Genomic DNA, 24,251 nt, shown 5'->3' with positions numbered 1-24,251 from the left:
GTTATTTTTAAAAAATTACAATATATAATTTGTAATTTAAAAGAAAAATATAGTGGCAATATTTCATAAGTAGCATACTTAAAATGCAATATTTGATATGGATGTTGTATTTTAACATTAATATAAGATGAATGCATGTGATCACCTATATTCCACTATTGATATATATTAACAATATGATATATAATATACTTGATAACAAGGGAGGCGGCTAATTATAATGACTAAAATTGCGTTAGTTACAGATAGTACATCTGATTTAGATAAAGATATAGTTAATAAGTACAATATAAAAGTACTGCCATTAAGGATAGTTTATAAGGATAAAGAATATATAGATAGAGTAAATATAACACCTAAAGAAGTTTATGATAATTTAGGAAAAGAAATTCCGCATACATCATTACCATCTATGCAGGATATGGAAAAGCTTTTTCAACAATTAGAAACTGAAGGATATACACATGCTATTATAGTACCTATTTCTTCAGGGTTATCAGGTACATATAGCACATTAAAGTTAGTAAGTGAAAACTATCCTAATATTATAACTACAGTTTTTGACTCTAAGTCTTTAACTTTAGGTGCAGGAGCTATATTGATAAAGTGCGGTGAGCTTTTAGAAAGTGGTAAAACTTATGAAGAAATAGTGGAAGCTTTGCCTAAAATAAGAGACAGTATATCTGTATTTTATGCTGTTGATACATTAAAATATCTTATTATTGGAGGAAGAATAGGTAAGGTTTCTGGTACTGTAGGTGAACTTTTAAATATAAAACCAATAATATCAATAGATTCTTCTGGAATATACTATACTTATGCAAAGGTTAGAGGAAATAAAAAGGCTTTAAATAAGTTGATGGATATTATAAAGGACATATTAGCTTCTTCAAAATGCAGAATTTGGGTTATGCATGGTGGTGCTGAAAATGAATGCAAAAAAATGTATGAAGCTTTTAAATCATTACCTAATATAACTTTTCTTGGTATGGGAGATATAAGTCCTGTGGCAGGAGTACATACAGGACCAGGACTTCTAGGACTTGTAATAATGAAAGAGTTGAATTTTTGAGTAGGAGTATATAAAAATACTGCTTAGAGTTAATAAAAAAGTATGCAGAATCATAAGCTATACACAAAAAAATAATTAGATAATGCATATTGAAAAATAGCTAGTTAGCGTAGTTTTATGCTTGACTTGCTATTTTTTATATATTTTAAAGAGTAAATAAATTATTGATTTATTACTTAAATGATGATAATATTGTAGAAAAAATTGGCAATAAGTTTAACGAAAGGATGAAACATTTATGAGAAATATGTTACTTAAGAATAAAGATGGATTAACTGAAAAGGAGTTTTTAGAAGGTTATAAACCAGGAAATTATGAAAAACCATCTAATACTGTTGATATGCTGCTTTTTACAATGGATGATAAATTAGTAGATGATGATATAAAAAAATCATCTGAAAAAGAGCTTAAAATTCTTCTAATAAAAAGGAAAAATCATCCTTATATGGAGTGCTTTGCAATTCCAGGTGGTTTTGTAAATATAGATGAAGCTTTAAATGAAGCAGCTTACAGAGAATTAAAAGAAGAAACAAGTGTAGAAAATGTATATTTAGAACAGCTGTACACTTGGGGGGATGATGTAAAAAGGGATCCTAGAATGAGAGTTATATCAATATCTTATATGGCCTTAGTAGATAAAAACAGTATAAAGCCTAAGGCTGGAGATGATGCTAGTGATGTAAAATGGTTTTCTGTAAAAAAGGAATTTATGTTTTCCATTAAAGAAAAAGATGAAAAAAAGGATATATATAATTTAATATTAACGTCTGATGATGAAGAAAATAAAATAATATATAAGGTTACTGAAAAGTATGTTAAAAATGGTATTATGCCTAACAAAGAATCAGAATATGAACCTTTAAGTTTTAGTAAGGAAGAATTGGCTTTTGATCATGTGAGAATTATAGATGCTGCACTAGAAAGGTTGAAAAGTAAAATAGAATATGCACCTATAGCTTTTATGTTTTTGCCAAAACGTTTTACATTAACAGAACTTCAGAAGATTTATGAAGTTATTTTAAACAGGACTTTACTTAAGGAAAGTTTTACAAAGAAAGTTTTACCTATGGTAAAAGAAACAGACTGGATAAAAGAAAATCATCATCATAGTTCTGAAAAGTACTATGAATTTAATAAAGACTGGAAACACAATTTTTTAAATGAGTAAAAAGTGTTTTTATTATGTATACATCTAAGGGAGTGATTACACATGACGTTTATAAGTACATCCATTTATGTTGAAGCATATTCTTTCATAAAGAAGATGAATTTAAAAAAGGATTTAGAATGCCACAAATTTCAAGTGTTTAAAAATGACGATGTGGTACTTATAATTACTGGAGTAGGAAAAGTAATATCTGCAGTAGCAGTTACTTATTTATTTTTAAAATATAAAATAAAATCTGATGACATATTTATTAATATTGGCATTTGTAGTTCAAAAAATAAAAATATACATATTGGAGATATATTTTTGTGCAATAAAATTATTGATTATGATACTAAAAAAACGTTTTATCCAGATATTATTTTAAAGCATCCTTTTAAAGAAGAAAATATTGAAACTATATCTAAAGTAATAAATGATGAAAATATGAAAATTCAAAGTGAAATAATAGATATGGAGGCTTCAGCAATATATGAAGCAGCTTTAATGTTTTTACAGCCACATGAAATATTTTTTATAAAGATTGTTTCGGATCATTTGAATAATGAAAAAATAGATAGTAATAGTATTACAAATTTAGTTGAAAGTAAATCGGAAGAAATAATAAAATGGATAAGTGATATTAAAAATGTTTTTTTACATAATAAAAGCATTCTAGACCAGGAAGAGCAAAGAATTGTGGAGGACATAATTAAAAAATTAAGATTAAGTGTTACTATGGCAAATCAGCTAAAGCAGCTTTTAAAATATTATAAATTGGAAAAAGGCAAGTTTTATAAAAATATAAAAATGTACAGAAATGTACAGTGCACATCTAAAAAAGAAAGGATTGATTATTTTGAACAACTTAAAAGAGAAATCATTTAATCCTTTTTTTTCACATATATATATTGAAAAAGGAGCACTAGAACATCCCAATACAAGAAAAATACTTAATCATTTTAATCAAGCTGAAATAATTGAGATAAATCACTATAAGGATGTGTTTTCGAGAAGTCATCAAAACTTTGTGATTCAAAAGAAAAGCCCAAAATTAGTACTAGCTGTTAAGAAGAAAAATTTATTATATAAGGGTGCAGAAGTTTGCGAAGACTTTGGTAATGACTATTTTTACTATACTTCAAATATGATGAATTGTATATATGATTGTGAATATTGCTATCTTCAAGGAATGTATTCTTCTTCTAATATAGTTATATTTGTCAATATTGAAGATATATTAAAGAAAACTGAAAAACTTTTGGAAAAGCATAAAGTGTATATTTGTATTTCATATGATACAGATATTTTAGCTTTTGAAAATGTAATTGGATATGCTTCAACTTGGATTAATTTTGCTAAGGACCATAAAAATTTAACTATTGAGCTTAGGACTAAAAGTGACAATTTTAAAGCTATTGAATGTATAAAATCTGAAGAAAATGTGATTTTAGCTTGGACGTTATCACCAGATGAAGTTATAAATACATATGAACATAGAACTCCTTCAGTAAGAGCAAGAATCTCAAATGTAAAGAGTGCTATAAATAAAGGATGGAAGGTTAGAATATGTTTTGATCCTATGTTATATGTGGAATGTTGGAAAGAAAAATATAAAAATTTAATAGACAATACTTTTAAGGAGCTTGAAGCAGAAAAAGTAAATGATGTGAGTATAGGAGTATTTAGAGTTTCAAAAGATTATTTAAAAAAGATGAGAAAGCAGAGAAATGATTCCATTATATTGAACTATCCTTTCCAGACTGTTAATGGAATATGCAGCTATTCAAAGGATATGTCAAAGGAAATGATAGAGTATGCATATGAGCTTACAAGGAAGTATATGCCAAAGGATAAAATATACATATGAAAGGAAAGATTAGATGAAAGCTGCAGTTGTTACAGGAGCTTCTTCTGGAATAGGTTTTGAAATAAGTAGAGTGTTAATAGAATTAGGCTATAAAGTTTATGGTATAGGCAGGGATTTTTCAAAGGTTGTCATAAATGAAGCTAATTTTATTAAAATAAGTTGTGATATGACAAAAATGCATGTTCTTATTGAAGAAATAAAAAAAATAAGAAATAAGGAAGATGTACATATAGTTGTAAATAATGCAGGAGTTGGCTATTTTGGACCACATGAAGAGTTAAATCCTAATAAAATACATGAAATGATAACTGTAAATTTAGAAGCACCAATGTTAATAACACAACTTATGCTTAGAAATTTAAAGAAAAATTTAGGCTTTATAATAAATATATCCTCTATAGAAGCAAAAAAGTCTAGTACTTATGGTTGCGTTTATGGAGCAACAAAGGCAGGAATAACAGATTTTTCTAATAGCTTGTTTGATGAGGTTAGAAAATATGGAGTTAAGGTAATAGCTATACATCCAGATATGACCAAAACAAATTTTTATAGAAATGCAAATTTTAAAGAAGGAGATATTCCTGAAAGTCACATTACAGCTAAGGAAGTTGCTAATGCTGTAAAAACCGTTATAACTCAAAGAGAGGGAATGGTTATTACAGACATAACTATAAGACCTCAAAAACATTTAATAGGAAAGAAGATTTAACAAAGTTTAAATTGTATAAAATGAGGTTTTAGTATGGAAATGGATTTAATTTGTTCGGAAAATCTTAAGAGAATTATAGAAGAAATTCTTAGTAATAGAAAAATAACGATTAGTAAGGATTCTAAAGTATGCATAATTGAAAGAGGATTTGAATTAGAGAAAGGCAAAATAGGAATATATTTTGATATGGAATCAATAAATGTTTTGATGGATTATTTGGAGTATATGGCCTCGAATAAAGAAGATTTTAAAAATGTAATCACAGGAAAATGTGATGATGATGAGCTTAAAGTATTAACTTATGATGATATTTACTATTTTGAAGCTATGGGAAATGACGTTTTTTGCAGGACGGTGGATAAAAAATATAAGGTTAAAGAAAAGCTTTATGAGCTGGAAGAAAGATTGCAAAGTAAGGGCTTTATAAGGATAAGCAAGTGCTTTATTGTAAATATAGTTAAAGTAGATCGAATTATTTCGTGGTTCAACAGCAAACTTATATTAAAAATAATGGACATAGATGAAGAAATTTATGTTACAAGAAAATATTTAACTGAATTTAAAAAATTTCTTGGGTTTTGAGGTGTTTTAGTTATGAAAGAAAATTTAAAGGATTTCTTATTTAATTTATTTGTATCTTCTCTTATTGGGTTATTTGTTGGTATGCTTGAAGTAACTATTACAAATATGAGTAGTATGGTAGCAGCTACATTAATTACTGATTCTTTAATTGGTGCCTTTATTGGAACAATTTCAATGTTTGCTTTTATATACATATTTGAGATGAAAGAAATGAATATAAAAATAGCATTTATAGTAGTGTTTATGATAATAGGAATTATTTCTAGTTCACCGTCTATTTATTTATATTTTATCCAAAATATTAATATCTCTATAGTAAGGCTAACGTCAATTGTAATATCAGCAGAATTTTTTGGTATGAGTCTTTGTTATTATTCTTATAAAAAATGTTTGAAATTAAATTTAAAACTTATAAATAAGAAAAAACAGTTTTCACAAAAGTAAGATGGTTAAAGAATATCAAGTGATTTTTAGCAATGGTAGCGATCGGATAAAGGCTGTGGAGTTGTCCACGGCTTTTATATTTAAGTAAGCATTTTTAAAAAGTTTTTCATGGTATTGGACATATAACTATTATTTAACCAAACTAAAAAGGTTTCGGTGACTAAATTGGGATTAGTAATTTCTCTATATGTTAAATTTATATTTGGAATAAGATTTATAGTAGATTTAGGAACTATAGCTATCCCCATACCTGTAGTAGACCAAGTTAGCATAGATCTTACATCATCAGTTTCACAAAATATATTTGGAGTAAAATTAAGTCCGCTGCAAGCATCAACTATCATGGATTTAAATCTAACATGTATTATTAAAGGTAAATTTTTAAGATCAATTAAGCTAATCCTCTTTTTCTTTGTTGAAGACAAGAAATTACTATGTATTGCGGCCACCATGTGTTCTTTGGATAAAGATTTGTACTTAAGATTTTTAGAATCAAAAGGACATCTTACAATTCCTATTTGTATAATTCCATTATTTAAAAGATCTAATATTCTAGTACTATTTCCTTCTCTTATTTGAAAATTTACTTTAGGATAGAGTTTATGAAAGTCATTTATCTTTTCGGGTAGGATTGAAGCTGTAGAAGCAATGGTTCCAATAGCTAAAGTTCCCTCAATGCCTTTGTTAAAATCTTTTAATTCTTTAAGAGTGGTTTCAACTAATTCAACGATTTTTTCACTGCGATTATATAAGAATCTCCCTGCATCTGTTAATTGAGATTTTCTAGTAGTCCTTTCAATTAATTTTATACCAATTTCATTTTCAAGCATTTTTAATTGATAGCTTAGAGGAGGCTGAGCTATATGAAGTTTTTTAGATGCATTAGTTAAAGTGCCTTCTCTGGCAATGGTTAAAAAATATTTAAGCTGCTTAATATCCATATTAGTAATCCTTTCTATAATATATATAATTTATATATATATATTATATATTATAAGTATTTTTTTTATAAGTAGTATTTTGCTATACTAAAATAGTAAACATAAATAATTAAGTATTAAAAATATTTAGAAAAAAGTTTGATGTTTTTATGAAAACAATATTTTATGTAGGGGGTAATTTTTGTGAAACAGGGATATGTTAGTATTATTTTAGCAACAATTTTATTTAGCAGTATGGAGGTAGCATTAAAGTTAGTTTCAGGTCAATTTAATCCAATACAGTTAACTTTTTTAAGATTTTTAATAGGAGCAGTAATACTTCTTCCAGCAGCCTTAAAAGGTTTAAAAGATAGAGAAATCTCATTAAAAAAAGATGACTTTAAAGTATTTGCACTTTTAGGATTTATATGTGTTGTAGTAAGTATGACTTTTTATCAATTAGCTATTTTATATAGTAAAGCATCTATTGTTGCAATATTATTTAGTTGTAATCCAATATTTGTAATACTTTTTGCTTATTTTATGCTTAGTGAGAAAATATACAAAACTACAATTGCATCATTAGTTATAAGCATTATAGCAATTATAACTATTATGAATCCATTTCATATGACTAATAATATGTATGGCATTTTGTTTACTATTTTAGCTGCTGTTACTTTTGCTTTATATGGTGTGATTGGAAAGAAATATAGTAAGAAGTATGGTGGTGTGGTGCAAACTTGTTTTTGCTTTGTTATGGGAAGTGCTGAAATGTTTTTGATCATACTAATAAGTAAAATAAGTTTTTTAGCACAAATAATCCAGCAGTCTAAATTTAAGGTTTTCTCGGATATACCAATTTTAAAGGGAATTACATTATCTAGTATACCTGGATTGATTTTTGTAGGAGTGTTTGTAACTGGTTTTGGTTATACTTTTTATTTGTTAGCAATGGAGAAAACGTCTGCAGCTACTGCTTCTTTAGTGTTTTATATAAAACCTGCATTAGCACCAATACTGGCTTTAATTATTTTAAGAGAGGTTATTAATTTAAATACAATTGTAGGAATTGTTTTAATTGTCATAAGTTCATCTATAACATTTATATCTAATAAGAAGCGAACAGGATTAGAAACTGCCAAAGTAAAGGAAGAATTGGTATAAGGCATCTTCAAAAGCTATTTATAAAATAAAAGAGATTGTTATTTTAATTATAACAGTCTCTTTTAAATGTCATATGATATAATTTACTTATATGGTAAAGATAGTGTGGAATAGAAGGTGATAAACTATGAAAAGATCAGAGGATATTATATTTAAGTATTTGTATGATAAATGTAAAGAACAAAAAAGAAAAGGATTGACTGAAGTTTTAGGGTGCAGCACTAAAGAAATTGCGGATAGTTTGTCTCTTCAAAGAACAAATGTAAGCAGTATACTAAATATGCTATGTAAACAAGGAAAAATTTTTAAAATAAAGGGAAAACCTATTATATATTCTATAAATTTGTATGAAGGAGAACATGAAGATGATAAAAAGTTTAAAAGAAATTCTGCAAATTTTAATACCCTTATTGGTGGAAATAGAAGTTTAAAAAAATGTATTGAACAAGCTAAAGCTGCTATTTTGTACCCTCCTAATGGACTGCATACTTTGCTTTTAGGTCCAACTGGTGTTGGGAAAACAATGTTTGCTGAAGTTATGTATAAATTTGCAATAGAAAAAGGAGTTATTCCTATAAATAGTCCTTTTGTAGCTTTTAACTGCGCAGATTATGCCAATAATCCTCAGTTAATACTAGCACATCTTTTTGGAAGTAAAAAAGGTGCCTTTACAGGTGCTGATAAAGATAAAGATGGTCTTGTGGATAAAGCTAATGGAGGAATATTGTTTTTAGATGAAATTCATAGGTTGCCTCCTGAAGGTCAAGAAATGTTATTTATGTTAATTGATAAGGGAATATATACACCTTTAGGAGATATAGAGAAAAAGAAAATTAGTAAGGTGCGTATAATATGTGCAACTACAGAGAATGTGGATAGTGTGCTTTTAAGCACATTTAATAGAAGAATTCCTATAACTATAAATATACCAATGCTTAAAGACAGAAGCTTGGAGGAAAGATTTGAACTTATTTGTGAATTTTTTAGGACAGAATCAGAAAGGATTGGAAGAGAAATATTTGTATCAACTAACACAATAAGAGCTTTGCTTCTTTATAATTGTACAGGTAACATAGGACAATTAAAAGGTGATATACAGCTTGGATGTGCCAATGCATTTTTAAAGTATGTGTCTAAAGGTAAGAAAAAAATAGAAGTACACAGCACAGACTTTTTGAATAATGTAAGACAAGGATTATTATTATATAAACAAAATTCAGAAGTATTAGATAAAATAATTAATGAAGATATTGAATTGAATTTTAATTCTAAGATAACCAAACATAAGATCAAAATAAATGACAAATCCTTACCTAATAATTTTTATGAAAGTATTGAAAAAAGGATACAGGAACTTAAAGAGCGTGGTATAGAGGAAAATGATATTAATTTTTTAATGGCTTTTGATATAAAAAAATATTTTAAAAAATACGTAGGTGAATTTGAACAAGAAGTAAAAAAAGAAGAGTTATCTAAAATAGTAGATAAGAGAATAATCAATATAGTAGAAAAATTTTTAGACACTGCATCAAAGAAAATGAAAAAGGTTTTTCCAGCTAAGATATTTTATGGATTATGCCTTCATATTAGTTCAAGTATTGAAAGGATAATTCACAATAAAAATTTAATCAATCATAATTTAAATGAAATAGTAGAAAAAGATAGCGAAGAATATGAATTAGCATTAATTTTAGTAGATAAATTAGAAAACGAATTTAATATTAAAATACCATCAGAGTAAATAGAATTTATTGCTATGTTTTTATGTGTAGATGATTTGGAAGGAGATAAGGTAGCTTATAAACCTATCATCGTAGTTGCCATGCATGGAAAAAGTACAGCTTCATCTATGGCTGAAGTGGCTAATAAATTGGTAGGTGGTGACAATGTATATGCTTATGATATGACGCTAGATAAAAATCCACAAACAGCTTATATAGAGCTTAAAGATTTTATAATAACAAATCATCAAGGTTCAGGAGTAATGCTTTTAGTAGACATGGGATCTTTAGGAATGTTTGGAGAACTTATAAGTGAGGAAACGGGAATTGAAATAAGAGTAATTGATATGGTGTCTACATTGCTTGTTATTGAATGTGCAAGAAAAGCTCTTACTAATAATAATATAAATATTATATGTGAAGAAGCTAAACAATCAGTAAGTTTTTTAAATAGTTATAACATAAGCTTAAGTGAAACCTATATACCAAGAAAGGATAATATAATAATAACAAATTGTATTACAGGTGAAGGTAGTGCTATTAAGGTAAAAAACATGATTGAAGAAAAAATAAATTTAGCATCAAAGGATATACAAATAGTTCCATTATCAGCTAGTGATAGAAAAGAGATGTATAATACTATAAATATATTATCTAAAAACAAGAAAATAATTGCTGTAGTTGGAACTGTAAATCCTAATGTGTATGGAATACCATTTATACCTGTTTCGGAACTTTTTTTAGATTCTAATTATACAAGACTAAAAGATATAGTAAATAGAGTGAAAACATTAGAGAACTTCTATAATGAAATATTTCAAAGCCTAGAAAGCGAACTCAAGGAATTAAGTATGAGCGATTTTAGGCCTTTATGCATAAATTTTTTAGATAATGTAAGAGAAAACATAACTGATAATATAGATATATATATGGTTTCAGGATTAATACTTCATTTAGCTTGTGCCATAATCAGATTGATTAATAAAGAAGATACACCTAAATGTAGAACAAAACAAAAAGTAATGAGTTATTCCAAAGAGTATAATTTCTTGAAGGAATCATTAAGACCAATAGAGAGGTTTTATAATATCAAATTTTCGGATGATGAATTTTGCCATATATTAATTATAATTTTAAATATAGTAAATATATAAAAATTAGTATGTGTATAAAAATAACCTTGTATAAAAATATAATGTGTATAAATAAATACTATACACATTAATAAAAAACATCATGTGTATAATATTTTGAAAATGTGTATAAAGAGTAAAGAAAGCATAGGGCAAATTCCCTATGCTTTCTTATTTGGCATGTGTTTTGCTATATAGATAAGCAAAGATAAAAAACATTATTTAGGGGGAATTATTATGAATATTTTATTAGCATGCTCATCAGGAATGTCTACAAGTTTAGTAGTAAAAAAAATGCAGGAAGCAGCAGCAAAGAGAAACTTAGAGTGTAAAATTTGGGCTGTTGCTCAAGACAAAGTAGAAGAAGAAATGAAAAAGGCAGATGTTTTATTAATAGGACCTCAAATGAGATTTTTAAAACAGAAATTTGAAACAATGGCAAAAGAAATAGGTATAAATATGGATATTATTAAACCAATGGATTATGGAAGATGTGATGGTAATGCAATTTTAGATGCAGCTATAGATCTTATAAAAGAATGATTTTCAAGGAGCAAATTGATAACGTTTAATAGATAAAGGAGTGAAAGTTCATGAAAAAGTTTATGGAGATTATCGACAAATATTTGATGCCGATAGCGGAAAAAATGAATAATAATGTATACTTGACAGTTATAAGGGATGCATTTATGTTAACGTTACCTTTAATTATATTTGGATCTGTATTTGTAGTTATAGCAAATTTACCATGGTGGTCAAAGGATCAAATGACAGTATTGGGCAATTATTTAGGAGCAGCTAATAATTCTACAATGTCAATCATGACATTGTTTGTGGTGTTTGGCATAGGATATAACTTAAGCAAGCATTACAAAATAGAAGCAGTTTATGGAGCAGCTGTATCAGTTGCTGCATTTATCATATTAACTCCTACTGTAGTTAAAGGAAAAAAGGAGATTGTAGATTCAGTACTTGCATTTGATAGACTTGGTGCTAAAGGATTGTTTGTTGGAATGATTGCAGCATTTATAGCAACTGAAATTTATAGAAGAATTGTACAAAAAAATTGGACTATTAAGATGATAGAAGGAGTACCAGAAGCAGTGTCAAAATCTTTTGCTTCACTAATACCAGCATTTATAACATTAAGTTTTTTCTTAATCATAAGAATAATATTCATGTTTACTCCTTGGGGTAATATGCATGATTTTATATATAGATTTATACAAACTCCTTTAATGGCATTAGGATCTAGTTTACCAGCTACTTTAGTGGCAATTTTCTTTACTCAGTTATTCTGGTTCTGTGGGTTACATGGACAAATTTTAATAAATTCTGCTTTAGATCCAATATGGAGATCATTATCTTTAGAAAATTATCAAGCTTTTACTGCAGGAGCAAAACATTTACCTCACATAGTTACTAAACAGTTTATGGATACCTTTACTGTTTCAATGGGCGGAACTGGTATGACACTTGCTGTACTTGTGGGAATATTAATATTTGCAAGAAGTAAACAGCTTAAGGAGTTAAGTAAAATAGCTACTCCACCAGGAATATTCAATGTTAATGAACCTGTAATATTTGGATTCCCAATAGTTTTAAATCCAATGATAATAATCCCTTGGATTTTAGCTCCAATGATAGTAACAGTTATTACTTATTTTGCTATGGCGACAGGAATAGTTCCACAAACTACAGGAGTAGAAGTGTCTTGGACAATACCGATATTCTTCAGTGGAATGTTAGCTACAAATTCACTTAGAGGTGGAATTTTACAGCTTTTCAATTTTGCAGTTGTACTTTTAATATGGTTACCATTTATACTTACTATAGATAGACAATACAAAAAGGCTGAAAGAGAAGTAAAAGGAGCTATTGAAAAGAATAAAAATGAAAGTATAAACAATAAAAACAATTTAACAACTTAAACATAAATAAAGAAAAATTAGAGGTGTGTGAAATGGAAGAATTAGAGAATGTACCATTTGAATTAATATTATATGCGGGAAATGGAAGATCTTATTCTATGGAAGCAATACAAGAAGCTAAAAAAGGTAATTATGAAAAAGCGGATGAACTAATAAAGAAAGCATCAGAAGAACTTGGAAAGGCCCATGAATTTCAAACTAAATTAATTCAAGCTGAAGCAAATGGTGAATCAAAACCAGTAAATATTTTACTTGTACATGCGCAGGATCACCTTATGACAGCTATGACAGTTAGAGATTTAGCAACAGAAATAGTGGAACTATATAAAGTTAAGGTAGGAGAGACAATATGAGTATTAAATATAAATTTCCAAAAGATTTTTGGTGGGGAAGTGCAGCTTCTGCCACTCAAACGGAGGGAGCAGGAAGAGAAGATGATAAGGGATTAAGTATATGGGATTTATGGTATGAAAAGGAACCTGATAGATTTTTTCAAGGTATATCATCAGAAGTTGCATCAGATTTTTATCATAAATATAAAGAAGATATAAAACTGATGAAGGAAATAGGGCATAATTCATTTAGGTTTTCAATTTCCTGGTCTAGATTGATTCCAGATGGAACTGGAAGAATAAATGAAAAGGCAGTAGCGTTTTATAATAATGTAATAAACGAATTAATAAAAAATGATATAGAGCCTTTTGTAACATTATACCATTTTGATATGCCTCTAGAAATGCAGTACAAAGGTGGATGGGAAAGCAGGGAAGTAGTAGATGCATATAGTGAATATGCAAAGACTTGTTTTAAATTATTTAGTGACCGAGTAAAGGTATGGATTACACATAATGAACCAATAGTTCCTGTAGAAGGTGGATATTTACACGATTTCCATTATCCCAATATAGTAGACTTTAAAAGAGGAATTCAAGTAGGTTTTAATACTATGGTTTCTCACTGTAAAGCAGTTAAAGAATTTAAAAGTTTAAATATACAAAATGGTAAGATAGGTATAGTTCTAAATTTAACACCATCCTATCCTAGAAGCAGTAATATAGCTGATTTAGAAGCGGCTAATATAGCAGATTTAATATATAATAGAAGTTTTTTAGATCCAGTAGTAAAAGGAGAATATCCTAAAGAACTTATAGCATTGTTTAAAGAAAATGATTTATTACCTTGTGTAGAGAATGGTGATAAAGAATTGATAAAGAATAATCTAGTGGATTTTCTTGGAGTTAACTATTATATGCCAAGGAGAGTAAAAGCAAAGGAAAATATGCCTAATCCTAATGCACCAATGATGCCAGAAACCTTTTTTGACAACTATGAAATGCCAGGAAGAAAAATGAATGTTTACAGAGGGTGGGAGATTTATGAAAAGGGTATATATGACATAATGATTAATTTAAAAAATAATTATGGGAATATAGAATGTTATGTATCTGAAAATGGTATGGGTGTTGAAAATGAAGAAAGATTTGTTAAAGATGGCATTATTGATGACAGTTATAGAATAGATTTTGTTAAGGAACATTTAAAATGGCTTCATAAATCCATACAAGAAGGCTGCAATATAAAAGGATATCACATGTGGACATTTATAGACAGTTGGTCGTGGAGTAATGCTTATAAGAATAGATATGGATTTGTGCAATTAGATTTAAAAACACAAAAAAGAACTTTAAAGAAAAGTGCTTATTGGATAAAAGAAGTTTCTAAAAATAATGGCTTTTAAAAATATATGTATATTAACGTAAGAAATCAAAATATCTTAAATAATAAGAGGTATTTTGATTTCTATTTTTTATATCACATATTTTGCTGGTTTACCATAAAATTTACAATGTTGTCATTGTCTTTTCTTTGTAGTAAAGTATTCTATGTGCTTAAACTGTATTCAATAGTGTTCTAAAAAACTTTCAAATAAATTATATAAGGAGTGAAATATAAGGTGAATTTCGGTGACATTTATTTTACAGCAATGGATCGAGGTATATTAGCAATAATTTTTGTATTTATAGCATTTATGTCTAATTGGTTATTTTTTATATATGCAGGTTTTGTATCTAAAAATAAAAGACTAATATATGTAGCATTAGTGTATGCTATACCTTTTATTCTGACAATGCTTGATCAAGGAGATATAGCTTATAAAATTTGGTATATTTTTTGGATTATTAGTTTTGTACATGCCTTAAAAGCAAAATCAGAATTCTTAAATAGAAGAAATACTATAAGAAAGCTTAAATATATGAAGAAAAATTAGTAGAGAAAGGATATCGTAATGTTAAAAGGAAGCAGACATGAAGAATTTAGATCTGGATTATTTAAAACAACAAAAAAGAAAAATAAAAAGAAAATCTCAAAAAAATCAAATGAAGATTTACAAAGTGAAGCATTATCTTTAAATATTGAAGATAAATGGATAAAAAAGAAAGATATAGTTATATTAATAAGCATTTTATTACTTATTATATGTGCAATTGTTAAGGTACATAAATCTACTTATTACAATAATACCATATATTTGGATAAGAAAGTTACCACTTTGAAGGAAGCGCTTAAAATTACTGATGCTGAAGCTTTAAAAATTAATAAAAAAGCTAAATTAAATGGAATCAATGGGTATATAAATGGTTCAGAAAATATAATTAGCAAAAAACCTAGATTGAGTATGGAATATGTAAAAATTAATAAAGGCTTGATTAATAATATTGAACATAGGATTAGTATACCTATAGATCTTGATAATCAACAAATTTCAGGAATTTACTGCAGCAGAAATAAGAGTTATAGATTTGAGAAATATGATTTTTCATATGATAAAAGTAAACTAGATATAAATGATATATATGATATTATAAATAAAAAAGTAGATATGAATAAAGTTCTGAGTGGATACAAGCCAAGTATAGATTTTGATATGTATAACAATACTTGTTCAATATATGTAACTTACTATAAAGACAAGGATGCAGAGCAGGCTAAGAACAACTCTAGTGTTCAATATAGAATAGAAGTGGATTTAAGAACAAAGGAAATTAAGAATTTTAGTAAAAAGGAATAATAAGAAGTACTCTTTGTGGAAAAATTTTTTTATCGTTTAAATTGTTTCCCAAAAAAGAGTACTTTTTATGTGTAAAAGATATTAAACCTTATTTTCAATTTTTACTTAATCCATAAAAGATAGAAAATGCTTTTTAGATTAATCTATAAATAGAGAAATTTCATCTATACTTTTACGTATTTTATTTCTAAGCTTTTTATCAGCAGAATAGCCAATACTTACTACTAATCTAATTCTTTTAGATTTTGGTATGCTTAATAGTGTTTTTAATTCTTTTTCATTAAACCAACCCATGATGCATGTAGATAATCCCAATTCAGTAGCTGCAAGACATAAGTGAGCAGTTGCAATACCAATGTCTACAGAAGAGTAATCTTGATTTTTAATAGTTCCTCCAATGCGAGCTTTAATATCCGATTTTTCTTCTAATATTATAATAAATGCTGGACACTTATCTGTAAATTTATTCATAACTAAGTTTTGAAGACATTTTGCGACTTTAGGTGATAGTTCTTTATTGTTTACAACTATGAATTTCCATGGCTGACCATTGCAGGCAGAAGGAGCAATTCTACATGCTTCTATGCAAGCTATTAGCTTTTCTTTTTCAACTGGTTTATCTATATAATTTCTGCAACTTTCCCTTTTATTAATTAAATCAAAATAATTAGTCATAAATATGTTCCTTTCACAATTATTTTAGCAAATTTTTATTTTCGTACAACTATATTTTTTTCAGCCCAATTTACTATATATTCTATAGCATGTTCGTCATTAGAACTGCATTTGTAATTTATTTCAGCTAACAGTTTTTTATTTCCATTTGCTACGCAGAATCCATAACCTGACTTTTTTAAAAGCTCAAAATCATTCATATTATCCCCAACTGCAATGGTATTAGAAATATCTATATTTACAATTTTACATAATTTTTGTAGAGCATGTCCTTTGGATGTGCCTAGGGGAAGTATTTCTAAATAATTTTCTCCACTTCTAACTATATTAAACTGCCCAAATTTTGAAACAAAATTATGTTCAAATATATCTAATTGATTTTCTTCACCTAAAATTAAAATTTTTGTCCAATTTTCAGTCCAGAAGCTTTCTGGTATATCATAGTGGACATCTGATCTATTAGAAGCAAATCTTTTACTAAATCGACAGGTATTAAATATATAAACATTTTCCTTACAATATATTTCTAATCCCAAATAGGAATACTGCCTTTTTATTTGTTTTAATATATTTTTAACTTCATCTTCTAAAAACAATTCGTATATGGTTTCTTCTTTGCTATAATCATGAATTTTTGAACCATTATATAATATTACAGGTACATTTACATTAACTACATCCAAGTACTTTTTGGCAGATTCCAACATTCTACCTGTAGCAAAAGTGAATATTCCACCTTGAGCTACAAATCTATTTATAGCTTCAATGTTATTTTTAGAAATTTTTTTATTGGAATTTAGCAAAGTGCCATCCATATCAGAAATTAAAAGATAACCTTTAAACTTTTTATTCATACGATTCCTCATCCTTCTAATTTTTTAAGCATATGAAGTACAAAAATAAACCTAGTAAGTCAATTTATTTTTTTATATTTGAATGCAAATATAATATATATTTTATACTAAAAATTTAAATTGTCCAATATGTCAATAAAGGCACTTACTAAAAAACTTTTTTAAGAATAAAAATTGCAAAAATTAAACACAGCAAAAATGAAGATATTATAACAGTAAAAACTTTAAATGTAAACATAAAAGAAGGTATCAAATTATAAAGTATAGATGGTATTAAATACAAAAAAATACCTAAAAGGATGTATATCAAAAGATCATTTAAATTTAAGTTTAAGTTAAAAGTTTTTCTTATTTCATACAAATTTAAGATTAAAGTTGAAAGAGAAGTTAATATTAAACTTATACCACATCCATATATATTTATCCAGGATATACCTGTAAGGACATATAAGAGAACTAGTTCTTCCAAGGATACAATTAATGAATTTCTAAGGATAATATTTTGCTTGCCTAACCCATTTAATATTGCAAAAGTTGTTACAGCAGTGTAAGTAATCGGTGCACAAAGGCAGGCAAATCTTATATAGTATCCTAAGTCTGTTCTGAAAAAAAATAGCTTGCCTAATTCATTAGGAATAGTCATACAAATAGCCATGGTAGTAATTCCAAGAAGAAAAGCAATTTTTATAACTTGAGTTATTCTAGTTTCTATTGACCAGTAATCCTTTTTACTTAGCTTTTCAGATAAATCAGGTACAAGTACTGTGGATATAGAATTTACAATTGTAATAGGAAAAAATATTATGCTTAAAGTCATAGACTTAAATTTACCTATCATAGATAAAGCTAGAGAATATTCTATTCCTGAACTAACAAGTCTTCTTGGTATTATTAAAGCTGATATTGCAGATAATCCTGTAGTCAAAAATCCATTTATACACAAAGGAAAAGATATAATAATTATATTAAATAGAAGTTGAAGTTTATCTTCTTTAGTGTTAAAGGTGATTCCAAGTTGTAATTTCTTTTTCTTATAAAAAATATAAAGCAAAATTAGACTTATGCCTTCACCTAATGTCAAAGTTACAAAAGCAGCTGTAACGGTAGTTGAAACTTCTTTAAGGAATAATGTGGTTACTATGCTAAGAAATATAACTATTCTTGCAAATTTTTCAAATATGTCTATAATAGCAGGTATTTTAATATCTGAAACACCATAAAAATAACCTTTAAGTATTGAAGAAAGTGCTATAAAAAGCATTGCAGGACAAAAGGCTTGTATACAATGTATAGTTCTAGAATCTTCTATTATATTATTACCTATGTATGAAGCAGATATAAATATACAGCAAATAACCATAATTGACCAAATAGAATCAAACAGCATAGATATGTCTACAGATCTGTTTAAATTTCTAAAATCATTTTTACTATAATAAATTGCAGCAACCTTTGATATAGCAGTTACCATACCGCCACAAATAAGACATATAAATAAGTCATATATAGGCATTACTAGCCCATAAAGCCCCATACCTTCAGCTCCCATTTTTCGGGAAAGTATTATGGAAAATGCAAAACCAAAAATACCAGTAATTAAGTTAGACAGTATTAATGTTAGTGAATTTTTTAAAAATCTATCTCTTACCAAAATAAAACCTCATTTACATCAAATTATTAGTATTTATATATATGCTTTTAATTTAAAAAGTATAATAAGTGCTAAATTTTATGCTATACTAAAATTGAAAGTTATTTAGAAGGGGATGTTATTTATGGTTAAAATGACTTGCATTGTTTGTGGTGTAGAAATAAATGAAAAAAATTATAATTTTAATAAGGAAGCATTTATAAATTCAAATAGTAATGAAAAAATTATGTGTTGCCCGTTTTGTGGAGCACCAATAGAATATTTAATAGAAAATGGAGAAGAAATAAAATATGATAGGAATAAATTAGATGAGAATGCTTTGAAAATAATAGATCATGCAGTTAAATTGGAAGTTTTTAATGGAGATTTTTATAAGAAGGCTTCAGATATAGCAAAGGATGAAAATGTAAAAAATATGTTTAAGGCTTTATCAAGTATAGAATATATGCATGCTAGAATTCATAAGAAAATAGCTGGTATTAAAGAAATGCCAGTACTTAGGAATATGGATTATTCAAAATACAGCACTGATGAAGCTTTGCTTGCTGCAGCCTGTCAAAGAGAAAAACATGCTGTAGAGTATTATAAAAAGTATGTAAAAGAAATTCATGAAGAAAACATTGTAAAGATATTTAATGTACTTTCTAAAGTTGAAGAAGAACATATAGTGCTTACAAGTGAATAATTGAAATTTAATTATGAGTTTTATTTAAAGTTTTAATAAATAGCTTAGGAATATACATATACAGTAAATTTTAAAAATATATATATCTTAAAGAAATCTTGTATGAGGGGATGTATGGTGAAAAAGTTTTTTAAAATTTTACTGTTGTTTTTTTGTATAATTTTTATAATTATTATGATAAAGAAGCATTATTATAATGATTATAGTGTTAAAAATTTAAATATGAATGTCAAGGAGTTAAAATATAACATAAAATATAAAGGTTTAAAATCATCAGTGGATTTTACCACGGACAATAATGGAAATTATTACATAGCATACAAGGATAAAATACAAATTATAAAAGCTAATGGTAAAAGCTACTATTTGTTTAAAAATAGTAATTTAAATATTTATAGTATAGAATACTTTAATAATAAGTTGTATTTTTCATCAGATACTAGGATATATTGTTATGATATTAAAAATGACAAAACTTTAGAAATAATTAAAGATATACCTAACTATGGAGATTACAAGAATAGTATTATAAAAATAAGGGGCAACTATCTTTATATAGCAGTAGGAGCAGCTACAAATTCAGGTGTAGTGGGTGAGGATAATAAATGGATTAAAGAAAATCCATATAATCATGATATATCTCCAAAGGACATAACATTAAAGGGTATAAATTTTGGAAAATTTAAAACGGGAGCATATCAAAGTTACAAAACCAAAAGTATAAGTGGTCAAATAATTCCAGAACATTTCCCAGGTAATTCCAGTATACTAATATATAATCTGAATACTGGAAATATGGAAACCATGGCTTGGGGCATAAGAAATGTAACAGGAATGGATTTTACAAGCGAGGGTAAATTAATAGCAGCAATAGGTGGAATGGAAGACAGAGGAGTAAGATCTGTTAAAGGTGATACAGATTATATATATGAAATAAAAAGAAATACTTGGTATGGATGGCCGGATTACAGTGGAGGAGATCCGGTTACATCTCCTAAATTTAAAGGAAAAGCAAATTCCATGCTTCAATTTGTATTAGAAAATCATCCAACTACAAATCCTCCAGCACCACTTTATCAGCATAAAAATTTAAGCAGTATAAAATCATTAGCTGTAGATAATAATGGGATTTTAAGTGCTAAAAATGCTATGTACTTTTATGATATAAGTAATAAAATACTATATAAATTTAATGGTGCAGGAGCTGTTGAGGGAGAAGCTAAATTTAATAAAGGTGATGTTTGTAACTTAAAATTTTATGAAAAAGGTTTGCTCCTACTTGACGGAGAAGAAGGATATTTATATAGTATAGAAAAAGGAAATATTAACAATGCCTTAAAAGTAAATAAAAGCATTTATTTTTATTTATTAGCATTGGTTGTTGTTCTTATAATAATTTTATTAAAAGCTGAAAAAAACTAAGTTAAATTTTAAAAACAAAAGGGAGATAGAGTTATAAATGAAAGACAAATTTGAAAGTACGTATGGTAACGCATTAAAAGGTATAATGCATGCAGTTAATCCTCTTAAAAAAAAGCTTTTGAAAACTTATTGTACTGTTCACAAGTTTATAATAATACAGGCAATTGAAATATTAAAAAATGATGGATATAAAGAAGAAGCTAGTTTTTTTAAAAAACACATAGTTAGTCTTAATAATGGTGTAACATGGGCAGATCAAGATTTTAAAAGTTCAAACCATTTTTATCATGTAACTAGAGGTAAAGGATTATATGGATTTTCGGATGCTTTAACAGAATGTAAAAAATATTACAATAGATCAATAGCATTTATTGATGCTGGTGATGTATCTAAAGCATTATTTTATTTTGGGGCTGCTTGTCACCTGGTGCAGGATACTACAGTACCACAACATGTGAATAATAAACTTTTAAAGAGCCATAGAAAATTTGAACTATGGATTATAAGTAGGCTTATGACGGACTATTCTTTTATAGCTAAAGATGGTACTGTAATATATGATGAAATAGAAGATTATATAGTTAATAATGCTATTATGGCAAATAGCACTTATATTAAGAACTTGGCAATACATTCTAGAGATGAAAGATATTCTAGAATAGCTACTACAATACTAAAAGAAGCACAAAGAACTACAGCAGGTTTTATGGTTAAGTATTACAAAGATATAAACAAATATAAAATTCTTCCTTAATTTGGAGGAATTTTTTTTCTTTTGCAGAAAGTATATAAAAGGTGGTGATTGTATGAAAAAAGAGATTTTTTTGAATATGGAAAACCAAATTTTTAAAGGCAATGTGCTTGATATAGGTTTTGAAAACAATGGAATCATATATAATGTATGTAAAGAGGGAAGTGAAGATATAAACATTAATTATATAACTGGAAAGGAAGAAGAGACAAATGTAAAGAATAATTTTTATGATATCTGTATTTTATTCTTTTCTTTTAGTAGTATATGGTTTAAAATGAACAAGAAAAGTTTTATAAAAAATATATATAATTATTTAAATAAAGATGGAATCCTTTATATATGGGATATAGATAAAGGATACAAAAAAACATTTTCTGGTAATATAAATGTAACAATACCAGGAAATAAAATTAAACAAATAAAAATTAAGGATTTAAATATATTTAAAGACAATTCTAAAGATAATACAGTTAGTATTTTAGAGAATTATTTTGATATAATAGAAGGTAATGCTTTAAATGACATTTATTATATTAAAGCGAAAAAGAAAAGTAAAGTAAAAATTAATGCTTACAAAAAAGAAAGCTTGCAGGAAGGAAATGAAAGAAAAGATGAAAGTAGTATTAACAGCGCTTAATTCAAAGTTTATTCATAGTAATTTAGCCATAAGGTATTTAAAAGCATATACTAAAGATTTAAATTATGAATGTATACTTAGGGAATTTACTATAAATGATAGAAGGGAAAAGGTTTTAGAGCAACTTATAAAGGAAGAACCAGATGTAATAGCTTTTTCATGTTATATATGGAATATAGAATTCATACAAGGATTAGCAAAGCTTATTAATCTTGTTAACCCAAATATAAAAATACTTTATGGTGGACCAGAGGTATCCTATGACAGTGTAAGTTTTTTAAGAGAAAATGTTGGAGAATATGTAATTGTAGGTGAAGGTGAGGAAACTTATAGAGAATTTATAAATTGGCAATTGGAACGTGAAAAAGTAGAGAAAAATAGCTTTAATGAAGAAACTTTAGAAAAGCTTAAATCTATTAAAGGATTGAGCTTTAAAATTGGAGAAAAAGTTTATTTTAATGGAGATAGAGAGCTTATGGATTTAAACAAGGTTATTTTTCCATATAATGAACAAGATAATTTACAAAATAAAATAGTATATTATGAAGCTTCCAGAGGATGTCCATTTAACTGTAAATATTGTTTATCATCAACAACTCATGGAGTTAGATTTTTTGATATAAATAGGGTAAAAAAAGAATTGAGATTTTTAGTAAATAAAGAAGCTAAGCTTGTAAAATTTGTTGATAGAACTTTTAATTGCAATGTGAAATTTGCTATGGATGTATGGAAGTTTTTAATAGAATTAGATACAGAAGCTACTTTTCATTTTGAAATTTCAGCAGATATTTTAACAGAAGAAGAAATAAAGCTTTTGTCTAATGCTCCAAAGGGCAGAATTCAATTTGAAGTTGGAGTACAAACTACAAATAATGAAATTTTAAAGAATATAAATAGAAATGTTAATTTTGAAGATATAAGAGAAAAAGTAGAAGAGCTGGAAAGTATAAAAAATATAAAGCAGCATTTGGATCTTATAGCAGGGCTTCCAGGAGAAAATATTAAATCCTTTAAAAACTCTTTTAATGATGTGTATTCTATAAGACCTGAGGAAATACAGTTGGGATTTTTAAAGCTTTTAAAGGGATCACCTATGAGAGAAGAAGCTCCAAAGTGGGGAATGGTATATTCACCTTATGCTCCTTATGAAATTCTTAAAACAAAGGATATAAGCTACAATGAGATAATTATATTAAAAAGAATAGAAGAGGTGTTGGATAAGTATTATAATTCTAGAAAATTTGATAATGTATTAAATTATTTTTTACCAAAGTTTGAAACTTCTTTTGATTTTTATAAGAGTTTAGGAGAGTTCTTTTATGATAAAGGATATTTAAACAGAAATATATCTTCTGCAGAATATTATAGAGTTTTTATAGAATTCAATGAAGAAAGCCTTAAAGAAAATAGTAATAAATTAAAAGAGATAATAAAATATGATTATTTGAAATTTAATAAGAAAAAGTGGATTCCAGAATTTTTAGTAAGGGAAAGAAATAAGGAAGAAGAGAGAAAAATAAAAGAAAAAGTTATAAATGAAGAGATAAAGTTATCTAAAAATTATCATATGGAAAAGTTTTTTTTGGATATAAATAAGTATATCAATGAAAATCAATTGGAAGAAAAGCAGTGTTATATTTTATTTGATGAAAGTGATGAAAATGAAATACAAATAGATATTTAACATTTAAAATGCTTTTAGAAATTTTGTAATCATTTAACTGGTAAAAACAGAATATTTAAGAACTCCAGTAAATATATGCAGGAGTTCTTATTTGATGTCATAAAGATTTGTATTAGATAGAAA

25 protein-coding genes are annotated in these 24,251 nt (G+C 26.9%); 21 read left to right on the top strand and 4 right to left on the bottom strand.

Translation table 11 applies throughout. From position 1 onward, the window contains the following. Window positions 1-220: 220 nt before the first annotated feature. The 7 genes from Q6H37_RS14970 (at window position 221) to Q6H37_RS14940 (ending at window position 5,824) form a co-directional block, all read left to right on the top strand. Window positions 221-1,072, top strand: a complete 852-nt coding sequence (locus Q6H37_RS14970) for a DegV family protein (protein ID WP_318733524.1) — start codon at window positions 221-223, stop codon at window positions 1,070-1,072. A 238-nt stretch (window positions 1,073-1,310) separates the two neighbouring features. Further along, complete coding sequence (locus tag Q6H37_RS14965) at window positions 1,311-2,240, top strand: NUDIX hydrolase (protein ID WP_318733521.1); 930 nt, start codon at window positions 1,311-1,313, stop codon at window positions 2,238-2,240. 42 nt (window positions 2,241-2,282) lie between these two features. Next, window positions 2,283-3,107: a hypothetical protein gene (locus tag Q6H37_RS14960; protein ID WP_318733519.1), complete on the top strand. Its 825-nt coding sequence runs from the start codon at window positions 2,283-2,285 to the stop codon at window positions 3,105-3,107. Next, window positions 3,079-4,089, top strand: coding sequence for an SPL family radical SAM protein (locus tag Q6H37_RS14955; protein ID WP_318733517.1), 1,011 nt, complete (start codon window positions 3,079-3,081; stop codon window positions 4,087-4,089). The genes Q6H37_RS14960 and Q6H37_RS14955 overlap by 29 nt, the downstream gene beginning before the upstream one ends. Before the next feature lie 13 nt (window positions 4,090-4,102). After that, window positions 4,103-4,798, top strand: coding sequence for an SDR family oxidoreductase (locus tag Q6H37_RS14950; protein ID WP_318733515.1), 696 nt, complete (start codon window positions 4,103-4,105; stop codon window positions 4,796-4,798). A 33-nt stretch (window positions 4,799-4,831) separates the two neighbouring features. Further along, window positions 4,832-5,380: a LytTR family DNA-binding domain-containing protein gene (locus Q6H37_RS14945; RefSeq protein ID WP_318733513.1), complete on the top strand. Its 549-nt coding sequence runs from the start codon at window positions 4,832-4,834 to the stop codon at window positions 5,378-5,380. A gap of 12 nt (window positions 5,381-5,392) precedes the next feature. Beyond that, window positions 5,393-5,824, top strand: coding sequence for a hypothetical protein (locus tag Q6H37_RS14940; protein WP_318733511.1), 432 nt, complete (start codon window positions 5,393-5,395; stop codon window positions 5,822-5,824). Window positions 5,825-5,904: 80 nt separating this feature from the next. On the opposite strand, the gene Q6H37_RS14935 is transcribed toward Q6H37_RS14940, so the two are convergent. Continuing rightward, complete coding sequence (locus Q6H37_RS14935; protein ID WP_318733509.1) at window positions 5,905-6,765, bottom strand: LysR family transcriptional regulator; 861 nt, start codon at window positions 6,763-6,765, stop codon at window positions 5,905-5,907. Between the two features lie 183 nt (window positions 6,766-6,948). On the opposite strand from Q6H37_RS14935, the gene Q6H37_RS14930 reads away from it, so the two are divergent. From Q6H37_RS14930 to Q6H37_RS14890, 9 genes are all read left to right on the top strand, one after another. Beyond that, entirely contained in the window at window positions 6,949-7,911 is a 963-nt protein-coding gene (locus Q6H37_RS14930; protein ID WP_318733507.1) for a DMT family transporter, read from the top strand. A 127-nt stretch (window positions 7,912-8,038) separates the two neighbouring features. Then, window positions 8,039-9,652, top strand: a complete 1,614-nt coding sequence (locus tag Q6H37_RS14925) for a sigma-54-dependent transcriptional regulator (protein ID WP_318733505.1) — start codon at window positions 8,039-8,041, stop codon at window positions 9,650-9,652. A gap of 15 nt (window positions 9,653-9,667) precedes the next feature. Next, a complete protein-coding gene (locus Q6H37_RS14920) occupies window positions 9,668-10,786 on the top strand; it encodes a PRD domain-containing protein (protein WP_318733504.1) in 1,119 nt (372 codons plus the stop codon). A 216-nt stretch (window positions 10,787-11,002) separates the two neighbouring features. Further along, window positions 11,003-11,308 (top strand): PTS sugar transporter subunit IIB, encoded by a 306-nt coding sequence (locus Q6H37_RS14915; protein ID WP_318733502.1) that lies wholly within the window; start codon window positions 11,003-11,005, stop codon window positions 11,306-11,308. Window positions 11,309-11,358: 50 nt separating this feature from the next. Then, window positions 11,359-12,696, top strand: coding sequence for a PTS cellobiose transporter subunit IIC (gene celB, locus Q6H37_RS14910; RefSeq protein ID WP_318733500.1), 1,338 nt, complete (start codon window positions 11,359-11,361; stop codon window positions 12,694-12,696). A 32-nt stretch (window positions 12,697-12,728) separates the two neighbouring features. Continuing rightward, a complete protein-coding gene (locus Q6H37_RS14905) occupies window positions 12,729-13,049 on the top strand; it encodes a PTS lactose/cellobiose transporter subunit IIA (protein ID WP_007061608.1) in 321 nt (106 codons plus the stop codon). Beyond that, the gene (locus Q6H37_RS14900; protein ID WP_318733491.1) at window positions 13,046-14,434 is read left to right on the top strand and encodes a glycoside hydrolase family 1 protein; all 1,389 of its coding nucleotides are present in this window, start codon (window positions 13,046-13,048) and stop codon (window positions 14,432-14,434) included. Before Q6H37_RS14905 ends, Q6H37_RS14900 begins: the two co-directional genes overlap by 4 nt. Window positions 14,435-14,650: 216 nt before the next feature. Then, the gene (locus Q6H37_RS14895; RefSeq protein WP_318733488.1) at window positions 14,651-14,965 is read left to right on the top strand and encodes a hypothetical protein; all 315 of its coding nucleotides are present in this window, start codon (window positions 14,651-14,653) and stop codon (window positions 14,963-14,965) included. 18 nt (window positions 14,966-14,983) lie between these two features. Continuing rightward, window positions 14,984-15,766 carry a hypothetical protein gene (locus Q6H37_RS14890; protein WP_318733485.1) on the top strand — a complete coding sequence of 261 codons (783 nt, stop codon included), beginning with the start codon at window positions 14,984-14,986 and terminating at the stop codon, window positions 15,764-15,766. A 138-nt stretch (window positions 15,767-15,904) separates the two neighbouring features. Here the strand turns inward: Q6H37_RS14890 and Q6H37_RS14885 are convergent, their stop codons facing one another. The 3 genes from Q6H37_RS14885 to spoVB form a co-directional block, all read right to left on the bottom strand. After that, a complete protein-coding gene (locus Q6H37_RS14885) occupies window positions 15,905-16,441 on the bottom strand; it encodes a nitroreductase family protein (RefSeq protein ID WP_318733483.1) in 537 nt (178 codons plus the stop codon). Window positions 16,442-16,476: 35 nt separating this feature from the next. After that, window positions 16,477-17,295, bottom strand: a complete 819-nt coding sequence (locus Q6H37_RS14880; protein WP_318733481.1) for a Cof-type HAD-IIB family hydrolase — start codon at window positions 17,293-17,295, stop codon at window positions 16,477-16,479. A 148-nt stretch (window positions 17,296-17,443) separates the two neighbouring features. Continuing rightward, entirely contained in the window at window positions 17,444-18,946 is a 1,503-nt protein-coding gene (gene spoVB / locus Q6H37_RS14875) for a stage V sporulation protein B (RefSeq protein WP_318733479.1), read from the bottom strand. A gap of 124 nt (window positions 18,947-19,070) precedes the next feature. Here spoVB and Q6H37_RS14870 point away from each other — a divergent pair, with 124 nt between their 5' ends. From Q6H37_RS14870 to Q6H37_RS14850, 5 genes are all read left to right on the top strand, one after another. Then, entirely contained in the window at window positions 19,071-19,631 is a 561-nt protein-coding gene (locus Q6H37_RS14870; RefSeq protein WP_318733477.1) for a ferritin-like domain-containing protein, read from the top strand. A gap of 114 nt (window positions 19,632-19,745) precedes the next feature. After that, complete coding sequence (locus Q6H37_RS14865) at window positions 19,746-21,053, top strand: hypothetical protein (RefSeq protein ID WP_318733475.1); 1,308 nt, start codon at window positions 19,746-19,748, stop codon at window positions 21,051-21,053. Window positions 21,054-21,090: 37 nt separating this feature from the next. Next, window positions 21,091-21,807 carry a zinc dependent phospholipase C family protein gene (locus tag Q6H37_RS14860; protein ID WP_318733473.1) on the top strand — a complete coding sequence of 239 codons (717 nt, stop codon included), beginning with the start codon at window positions 21,091-21,093 and terminating at the stop codon, window positions 21,805-21,807. 52 nt (window positions 21,808-21,859) lie between these two features. After that, window positions 21,860-22,444 carry a class I SAM-dependent methyltransferase gene (locus Q6H37_RS14855; protein ID WP_318733471.1) on the top strand — a complete coding sequence of 195 codons (585 nt, stop codon included), beginning with the start codon at window positions 21,860-21,862 and terminating at the stop codon, window positions 22,442-22,444. Then, window positions 22,419-24,128, top strand: a complete 1,710-nt coding sequence (locus Q6H37_RS14850) for a B12-binding domain-containing radical SAM protein (RefSeq protein ID WP_318743029.1) — start codon at window positions 22,419-22,421, stop codon at window positions 24,126-24,128. Before Q6H37_RS14855 ends, Q6H37_RS14850 begins: the two co-directional genes overlap by 26 nt. Window positions 24,129-24,251: the final 123 nt, after the last annotated feature.

It is taken from the genome of Clostridium sp. JS66, assembly GCF_033561535.1.
In the GTDB taxonomy this organism is placed as follows: domain Bacteria; phylum Bacillota; class Clostridia; order Clostridiales; family Clostridiaceae; genus Clostridium_AM; species Clostridium_AM carboxidivorans.
The sequence above is the reverse complement of the archived record's forward strand: the minus strand, read 5'-3'. Positions and strand labels throughout refer to the sequence as shown.